The sequence below is a fragment of the Cupriavidus basilensis genome, from assembly GCF_029335485.1.
In the GTDB taxonomy this organism is placed as follows: domain Bacteria; phylum Pseudomonadota; class Gammaproteobacteria; order Burkholderiales; family Burkholderiaceae; genus Cupriavidus; species Cupriavidus basilensis_E.
The window spans coordinates 1-4,067 of sequence record NZ_JARJLM010000198.1 but is presented as its reverse complement, the minus strand read 5'-3'; the positions used below and the strand labels follow the sequence as shown (position 1 = coordinate 4,067).

Genomic DNA, 4,067 nt, shown 5'->3' with positions numbered 1-4,067 from the left:
GCATGATCCCGATCACCGTGCCGAACAGGCCTACATAAGGCGCGCCTTCGATGGTCGTCGACAGCCAGTTCATGCGTCGCGCCATGCGTTCGGTCTCGCGCACCATCACGCCATCCATGGCCGCGCGGATCGCGCTGATGGTGGCGTCGGACACGGCATTGAGGTCGTAGCCCATCTGGTGGCGCCGGTGCATTTCCTCGATCGCCATTTCATACAGGCGCCACAGCGACGAGTTGGCCTTCACCTCTTCCGGGACCGTATTGCCCTTGGCGATCTGGTCCAGCGGCGCGCCGGAGGCCTTGCGGAAATGTCCCATGAATGCGGCATTGGCCCGCGAGATGGCGCCGTAGCTGCGGCCCTTGCTGATCATGATGGCCCAGGAGATCGCCATCATGATGCCGAGCAGGCCCACCACGATCCAGGCGTCAAGCGGCATGGCGGCCAGGATGAAACCGAAATGGCTCTTGCCGGCCTGCTGCTCGTCCGCGCCGAACACCGCCAGCCGCGATTCCGCGCCTTGCGACACGGCGTCCGCGAGGATCAGCGCATCCGGGCGGGCAACCTTGGACAGGCGCACTTCATCGATGGCGCCCGTGAACGGGGCCAGCGCGACGGCATCCGTGCCGGCCGCGGTGTCGGCGCCCAAGGAGGCCGGCGTGTTCAAGGCCGGCAAACCCACCGCGAGCGAGGCGGCAGGACGACCGCCGACATAGAGCGCCACGCTCTTGCCATCGGACTTGAGCGCCAGGTGCGACCACTGTCCGGCCTGGACCGGCTGGCCGGGGTTGCTGCGCTGGCCGTTGACCCGGACGAAAGGCACGCCCTGGTCGATGCCGATGACCAGTTCGCCCGCGCCATCGCGGCGGGCGTAGACGACTTGCTGCGGCCCAAGTTTCTCGGGGCGGACCCATGCGGAAAACCCGAACGGCGCCCCGGCGGCCAGCGCCAGCGACGGCGAGGCAGGCAGCACCAGCGGCGCGGCGCCAAGCTGCGCACCCTTGCCGATGACCGTGCCGTCGATGCTCACCACGGCGGTCTGGCTATGGTTGCCGTAGGCCGTGGTGTCGCGCGCCGGCACGCTGCCCTCGGCGAAGTGATAGACCAGCGTGTAGTCCGGGTCGAAGGTGCGCTGGCCATTGCCCGATGCCGGCGCCTTGGGGTTGCCGTAGTACATCCACAGCTTCTGCGGGCCGGCCGCCGAGACAGCGGGCACATCGACCCAGATCAGCGCGATGCCCAGCAGCGGATCGAACTGTTCGATCTGGTGGTTGAGCACCGTCTTGTCGTCGCCGGCGACGAAGCGCAGGTCCGCCCCGGTCTCGCTGACGCCTTCGAAACTGAAATTTCCGGTATGCAGGCGCAGCAGCACCGGCGTGCGGCCGGCGTCGCCGCCGATCGCGCCGCCCTTGGGGCCGGCGTCGATGGTGACAGGCTTGCGGTAAGCCCAGTCGGGCTGCCACCAGGCATGGGCCAGGTCCGGCAATAGCGTGCTCAACAGCGTAAGCACGAGCAAAAGAATGCGTCGCATGACAGAGGTTCTCCGTAAGCTCTTATGAAATGAAGTAAGGGGTTGGCATCGGGCGCGCCGGTCAGTAGCTGGCGGTGACACTGAAATTCACCCGCGGGTCGCCGCGCCCGGTGCGCGGCCCGGCCTTGAGCGGATAGCCCAGGTCCAGCCGGCCGGTGATCTTCTGGCCGAGGCGGAACGTGGTACCCAGGCCCACGGAGGCCAGCGAGAACTGGCTTTTCTGCTCCGGCAGCGGATCCCGCAACCGCACCTGTCCGCCGTCGGCGAACAGGTAGGCACGCCAGTTCTCCACGACGGCGCTGAAGAAGGTCAGCGGCGGCGTGCGCAGCTCGACCGAGCCGACCACGCCGTAGTCGCCCGTGGTCTCGGCCGCCAGGTAACCCCGCACCGAGTTCATGCCGCCGGCCGCGATCTGCTCGTTCGATACCAGCGGGGAATCGGTGATCTGGCCCGCCAGGCGCCAGCCGAGCTGGGCGTTGCCCGGGAGGTTGTACGAGCCATTGGTATCGGCCTTCAGCACCATGAAGCTGGGCGAGGCCTTGAAGCGCTTGTAGTCGAACTGCGCCGCGCTGCTGCCGTAGCCGAGGAAGCTGCGCGTACCCGCCACCAGCGACAGGTTCAGGCCGTATTGCCCCTGCTCGGTCTGCCCGAAGGCCGAGTACCCCAGCGTGATCGGCGCGTACTTGAGCGGCACCGTATCGCCGGCGCTGCCCAGCCGCGTGACTTCTTCGTTGTCCTTGAAGTCCACGCCCAGGCTGAATGCATGCCACCAGGCGCCGGTATTGGGAACGGTGTAGGTGCCTTTCAGCCCCACCGAGTGGCCCTTGCCCAGCACGTTGGTGCCCCCGACCGTCGCGACATTGCTGTCCGACACGTAGCCGGAAGCCTCCACCCCCCAGTTGGTCCCGCGGATGGGCGCCACGTACGAGCCGGACCAGACCTGGGTCTGCTTCAGGTCCTGCGGGGCGCCGAAGAAGCTGACGGACGCGCTGTGTCCCAGCTGCCAGAGATTGTCGTGACCGAGCGAGGCGGTGGCCCGCAGTTGCGAGGTGTCGGCGCTGTAGTCGTTGTTCAGGCCAACGCTGGCACGCCACGGGCTGCTGTCATCGACCTTGAGGTCGACATCCATGGTGCCGGCCATCGCGCCCTGCTTGACCAGCGGCATCACCTGCCGGTTCGCGCCACGGTTCAGCGCCGTGAGTTCGGTCTGCGCCTGGTTGAAATCCGGCACCACGCCCTCGGCCAGCGCCGGCACCTGCTCGCGCACCTCCAGCGGCGAGTTGTACTGCGCGCCAACCACGCGCACGCGCCCCACCCTGGTCTCGCTCACCTGCAGGAACACGACGCCACCATGCGCCTGCTGCTCGGGCAGATCGACGTACACCGACTGGAAACCCTTCGCCTGATAGGCCGCGAGCAGGGCATCGCGTGCGCCCTCGATATCCTTTATCGTGCGGCCCGGCCCTAGATAAGGCTTTACCGCACGCTCGATGGAACGCGCGTCCAGCACCGTATTGCCGCGCACGATGTATTCATTGATATCGACGCGGCGTTCCGCGTCGGGCTGCACGCTGGGCGCCGGCGGCTCCACCGCCGCCGCACCCTGCGCCATGGCGGTTCCCTGCACCCCTAGCCCCAGCACGGCCAGGCATACCGCCCTCCAGCACGGAGACGGATCTTTCTTCTTGTCATGCATGTGTTTACTCAGTTTTCCCCGCGAAGCAATCGCCGTCGTTTCCCTTGCGCCGGCGCCTCGAACCAATGGCAAGCCGTTGCAAGCCGTTGGTGGCATGAGGTCGCATCCGATAGCTGGACACGATGTGGTCATCGTTTCAGCGCTGCGTACGAAGGGTTAGACGAACGGCATGCGCGGAGACTGTCGTTTGTCACAAATTGTTCATGGGGGGCACGCCTCAGGCCGGCGATGCAGTGCCGGGCCGTACCCCGGAAGGAGGGATTGACCACCCTGGCAAGGGGCGGAAAGCCGCATTGAATCGAAAGACCTGTGTGAGTCCGGCGGTCGGCGCTACACTGCAGCCATCCCGCCTGCACCCGCCCGGCGGCAAACGATGAGGGAGTACAGAATGCGAAGCAGGCTGGCAGTTGCCCTGATTACCGTGGTTGCCGTGGGCGGCCTTGGCTCGGCGCCGTCCCCATCCGCGGCGGAGCCATCCCAGCCCGCGGCTGAAACCGCGGCAGGCTGCGTGGAAGTCGAGGTCAATGGCGTGCGGGCCCCGTCGTTTCCCTGCCTGACGCAGAAACTGCGTCCCCGGGCACAGCCGGCCGAAGGGCCCTCGGCGCAGCAGCTTGCCTCCGAAAAGATCGCGCAGCGGCCCGGCAACCAGCTGGGGCTCTTCAACTATTCGGCGACCAGCCAGCGTATGGGCAATACGTTTGGCACTAGCGTGCTGCCGCAGCGGCCGTCAGTGCCGACGGCCGGTCCGGCTGTCATTCCGCGGTCGCAGCCTTAGTGGCTGTTTTCAGTAAGATCTCTTGCTCCTGTAGGGACCTGATGATGGTCTGCAGGGCCTAAAGGCGG

3 protein-coding genes are annotated in these 4,067 nt (G+C 66.7%); 1 reads left to right on the top strand and 2 read right to left on the bottom strand.

The window, feature by feature from the left end:
• Both P3W85_RS11605 and P3W85_RS11600 read right to left on the bottom strand, forming a co-directional pair.
• Positions 1-1,528: DUF2341 domain-containing protein (locus P3W85_RS11605; protein ID WP_276264899.1), on the bottom strand; the 1,528-nt coding region annotated here is incomplete at its 3' end.
• 61 nt (positions 1,529-1,589) lie between these two features.
• A complete protein-coding gene (locus P3W85_RS11600) occupies positions 1,590-3,224 on the bottom strand; it encodes a ShlB/FhaC/HecB family hemolysin secretion/activation protein (protein WP_035808724.1) in 1,635 nt (544 codons plus the stop codon).
• A gap of 388 nt (positions 3,225-3,612) precedes the next feature.
• Between P3W85_RS11600 and P3W85_RS11595 the strand changes: the two genes are divergently transcribed.
• Positions 3,613-3,999 (top strand): hypothetical protein, encoded by a 387-nt coding sequence (locus P3W85_RS11595; protein WP_276264898.1) that lies wholly within the window; start codon positions 3,613-3,615, stop codon positions 3,997-3,999.
• Positions 4,000-4,067: the final 68 nt, after the last annotated feature.